Here is a 4,115-nt window from a genome sequence, read left to right on the forward strand (position 1 = left end):
CAAGGACGCGAAGGACTGGACGCTCGGTGAGCAGAAAGCCGTGGCCGAGGACATCGCCGCGAAGGGCGAGGCATTGCCTGCGTACGCCAAGGCGAAGGCCGCCATGGATGCCGGCATCAAGTTCTCGATGGAACTGACCGATGGACGGACCCTCAGATACCGCATTATCGGCATCAACCACGACGACCTTGTCGACGGTAGCGGCAAGGCGGGCTTGACGTTCCTTACCACCTCGAATAGCTTTGCTTCCCGCGTGAACGCCACGGACACCAACGCCGGCGGCTGGGAGAAGTCGGAGCTCCGTAAGGAAATGAACTCCGGTGAGATCTGGAACCTGATGCCCGTCGATTTCCAGTCCAAGGTGAAGGCCGTCAAGAAACTCACGAACAACGTCGGCGGCGGCAGCGCAAACAAGAATGCCGCCGTGACGGCGACCTCCGACAGGCTCTTCCTGCTCAGCTACTCCGAAATCGTCGAGACCCCATATAGCGATTGGTCTGACTATTCATAGATTGAACAAGAGGGAACCCAGTACGAGGCCTTCAAGGGCAAGGTGATGAATAGCCACTCGGGCAACCCTGCCATTGCCACAGGCGGCGGTTCGTGGGAGCGTTCGGTGCTTCCAGACAACTCTGTGCGCTTCCTCTATGTCGACAACCACGGCACGCCGTCGAGCAACATCTTTGCGTCGAGCTATGGTTACGTCTGCCCCGCCTGGTGTTTCTAGTTTCTTTTGGTAACCGCGCGAACGATTGTCGTCTTGAAGCATAGTTATCGGGTTGAGGAGAAAATGGGTCATACAGTGGCTCTTAGAGCGCCTGCCGCGCTCCTCCGCCAGTACCTCTGCGGCGTCCTCGTGTAGAGCCTCATCCTGCTTGGCGTTTCGAGTTCGGGAAGTACGCGGTGGGTGGATAATTGACTCACTCAGATGACGGCGCTGACGGGAGCGGCCATGGCGATGTGCGAGATTGCGGTCAAGTTCGATGAGGACGAAAGAGCTTCGATTCGGGATAATGCGGACGCCGCGGGCATGTCCTTTTCCGAGTTCGTGAGAAGGGCCGCGCTCGAGAAGGCTGAGGACATGGCGGACACCGAGGCCTACAACGAGGCCTTGGGCGGGGTCCGGCTTATAGCCGGATCCCGCTTTTCTATGGCTTTCATTCGTCTGTCTAAAGGTATGAAGCGGTTGACTCGATAGGAATGCGGGCAACGCCCGAAGCGGGCGTCATGGCTGCTCTCAGAGCGCCTGACTCTTTCCCCCGCCGCTACCGTTGCCGCAGCGGCACGTTACGGGCTGATCGGTTCGCTCTAACGTACGCTCCTGCATGCAATATCAATCCCCATACGAAGGGAGTGTCGCATATGTATGCAGCGGCGCAGAACCTTCGGGGGGGGTATCTCCTAGAGGTGCCCGCCTCCGAGCCCAATCTATCATCGAGTATGTCCTGATCATCGCGGTAATCGGCCTGGTCATCGTGTTGGCGGGACCAGGCGTGGCCGGAGCCATCCGCAACCAGTTCAACCTGGTCGGCAACACGGTGAACAATGGGACGACCGGCGGCACCGAGGGAGGCGCGTCCGGCGGCGGCTCCACAGGCGCCGATTCCGCGACCGTCCAGGCGGCCGTCGCCAAGGAAGCGAAGGACTGGACACTCGACGAGCAGGAGGCGGTTGCCAAAGACCTCGCCAAAAACGGGACTTCGTCTCTCGCCTATGCCAAGGCAAAGGCTGCGATGGACGCTGGGACGAAGTTCTCGGTGAAGCTGACGGACGGCAAGACGCTGACCTACCGAATCATCGGTATCAACCACGACGAACTCGCGGACGGGTCCGGCAAGGCAGGTCTTACATTCTTTACAACATCAACGAATATCTCCTCACGCATGAATCCCGATGGCAAGACTATCGGCGGTTGGGAGAAGTCAGAGCTCCGCGGGAAAATGAACTCGGGTGAAATCTGGAACCTCATGCCCTCAGATTTCCAGTCCAAGGTGAAATCCGTCAGGAAGCTCACGAACAACGTCGACAGCGGTATCGAGAACAAGGACGCCGCCGTGACGGCTACCACCGACAAACTGTTCCTGCTTAGCTATTCGGAAATAGTTGATAACCCCGAAGTAACCGAAAATGGCGCTAAATGGCCGCCGAACAGTTGGCTCAGTAAAGAAGGGACTCAGTACGAAGTGTTCAGAACACCCGAGAATAAAAGTCAACTTGGGAATTCTTTGAGTAACGGCGACGCCTTTTGGGAGCGCTCTCTTCGTCCGACCTACTATAATCCGACGGATTTTCTTGATGTCCTTTCAGGAGGTTGGGCATCAAATGCTCAAAACGCAAAATATTCAAAGGTTGTCTGTCCCGCCTGGTGTTTCTAGCTTGTCTTCTAGCTTGTCTAGCGAAAAGCCCGCGCGAAGTGAACTGCGCCCCAAATCTTGGACGCCCTAAATAGCGACTAGGCCGCGAGGGCCTGATTCCGGTACTCCTCCGGGGTCAGGCCCTTCAATCTTACCTGCCTCCGGCTCGTGTTCCAGTGGACTATGTATTCCTCCAGGTCGCGTTTGAAATCCTCGAACGTCTTCCACTCGCGGCCCCTGTAGAACTCGTCCTTGACGTGGCCGAAGAGCTGCTCGGTGGCGGCATTGTCGATGCAGTTCGCCTTCCTGGACATGCTCTGGACGATGCCGGCGGCCTCGAGCCTGGATGTGTACGAGGCGTGCTGGTACTGCCAGCCCCGGTCCGAGTGCATGGTCGGGGCGGCGCCCTCGGGGATCTTGGACAGCAGCCCGTCGAGCATCCTCGCCTGCTGGGCCATGTCGGGCGTGGTCGATATGTCGCTCGCCACGATCTCCTTGGTGCAGAAGTCCAGCGTCGGGGCCCAGTAGGCCTTGCCGCCGGCCACCTTGAACTCGGTGACGTCCGTCCCCAGCTTCCGCCACGGGGCCCCGGCGTCGAAATCCCTCGCGATCACGTTCTCGAACGTCCTGCCGACGACGCCCCTGTACGAGTTGTACCTGTGGTAGGCCGTCTCGCGTCTGATGCCGCAGCGAATCCCCATCTCGCGCATCATCTTGAGCACGGTCTTGTCGGCTATCACGGCCCCCTCTTCCGCCCTGAGGCACATCGCTATCTGCCGGTGCCCGCAGCCGTTGGCGGTGCGCGAGAAGATCTCGGCGGCCGCCTCCCGGAGCTCGGGGCGCGTGGGCCTCGGCGGGTGCGCGAGGGCGTAGTAGTAGGTCGACCGCTTGAGCTCGGCGCATGCGAGCAGGTGCCCGAGCGCGTGCCCCTCGGCGCGCAGGGCCGCGACCGCTTCGGCCTTCGCCCTGGTCAGAGCCCGTCCCTCTCGACCAGGGCGCGTAATTTTTTTAGGTAGGCCACCTCGGCCTCGAGTCTACGGCACCGCTCCTCGAGCTCCTCCTCGCGGGTCCGCGGCCTCGCCCTGGAACCGCTCGGCCGGCCCTTGGGCCTCGGGCGCAGGGCCTCCGCGCCGCCCCGGCGGTATAGCGCGCACCACTTCTTGAGCGGCGACATCGACATTATGCCGAACGCCGCCATCGCCTCGGTCTTCGTCATGCCGCCGTCGACGACGGCGGAGGCGGCGGCGACCTTCTGCTCGTATGTGTACCTGCCCTGCTTTCCGTCCATGCGCAGCAGCACCTCGCTCCCGAACGCGCGGTATATCTCCTGCCATCTTCTCACGGCTTCCGCGGGAAGCGAAAGGGCAATCGCGGCAGATTTATACCCGTGCCCGAGCTCGAAGAGCCCTATGGCCGCCTTCCTGGCCTCGACATCATGCTTCACCCTCAAATCAACGCGCATAAAGAAAGCCTCCCATTTCTCATGTCCAAGAAATGGGAGGCAGTTCAAAGTCGTGCGGGCTTTTCTTTTGGCAACCGAACGAACGGTTTGAAGTTCGTGGCACAGGTAATCGGGTTGAGGGGAAATGGGGCCATGCAGCGGCTCTCAGAGCACCTGCCACACTCCCCTACGAGCTCCGTTGCCGCAGCGGCAAGACCGGTGCAGAAATCTGAAATAGCCCTACCCTCGAGCCGTATCTACAAACCCTGAGCGAAGGGAGCCGCATATGCATGCAGCGGCAATTAACCTTCGGGGGGGGG

At 60.3% G+C, this 4,115-nt stretch carries 6 protein-coding genes; 4 read left to right on the forward strand and 2 right to left on the reverse strand.

The window, feature by feature from the left end:
* The 4 genes from I2G43_RS06890 to I2G43_RS10655 all read left to right on the forward strand — a co-directional run.
* A partial coding sequence (locus I2G43_RS06890; RefSeq protein WP_229071676.1) for a DUF6273 domain-containing protein occupies positions 1–511 on the forward strand: 511 nt, incomplete at its 5' end.
* Positions 512–556: 45 nt separating this feature from the next.
* On the forward strand, positions 557–727 hold the full coding sequence (locus tag I2G43_RS06895; RefSeq protein WP_195535592.1) for a hypothetical protein: 171 nt from the start codon (positions 557–559) through the stop codon (positions 725–727).
* Positions 728–952: 225 nt separating this feature from the next.
* Positions 953–1,198: a DUF6290 family protein gene (locus tag I2G43_RS06900; RefSeq protein WP_229071678.1), complete on the forward strand. Its 246-nt coding sequence runs from the start codon at positions 953–955 to the stop codon at positions 1,196–1,198.
* Positions 1,199–1,493: 295 nt separating this feature from the next.
* Positions 1,494–2,375, forward strand: coding sequence for a DUF6273 domain-containing protein (locus I2G43_RS10655; protein WP_195535594.1), 882 nt, complete (start codon positions 1,494–1,496; stop codon positions 2,373–2,375).
* Positions 2,376–2,452: 77 nt separating this feature from the next.
* Here the strand turns inward: I2G43_RS10655 and I2G43_RS06910 are convergent, their stop codons facing one another.
* Entirely contained in the window at positions 2,453–3,358 is a 906-nt protein-coding gene (locus tag I2G43_RS06910) for an IS3 family transposase (protein ID WP_324249515.1), read from the reverse strand.
* Positions 3,325–3,816, reverse strand: coding sequence for a helix-turn-helix domain-containing protein (locus I2G43_RS06915; RefSeq protein ID WP_195503260.1), 492 nt, complete (start codon positions 3,814–3,816; stop codon positions 3,325–3,327). The genes I2G43_RS06910 and I2G43_RS06915 overlap by 34 nt, the downstream gene beginning before the upstream one ends.
* Positions 3,817–4,115 lie beyond the last annotated feature (299 nt).

It is taken from the genome of Collinsella aerofaciens (assembly GCF_015557435.1).
GTDB classification, from domain to species: domain Bacteria; phylum Actinomycetota; class Coriobacteriia; order Coriobacteriales; family Coriobacteriaceae; genus Collinsella; species Collinsella aerofaciens_Z.

Bases quoted from the DNA above. Each gene is read 5' to 3' on its own strand.
- I2G43_RS06895 (WP_195535592.1), top strand. From the start codon at position 557: ATGAATAGCCACTCGGGCAACCCTGCCATTGCCACAGGCGGCGGTTCG.
- I2G43_RS06915 (WP_195503260.1), bottom strand. From the start codon at position 3,816: ATGCGCGTTGATTTGAGGGTGAAGCATGATGTCGAGGCCAGGAAGGCG.
- I2G43_RS06900 (WP_229071678.1), top strand. From the start codon at position 953: ATGGCGATGTGCGAGATTGCGGTCAAGTTCGATGAGGACGAAAGAGCT.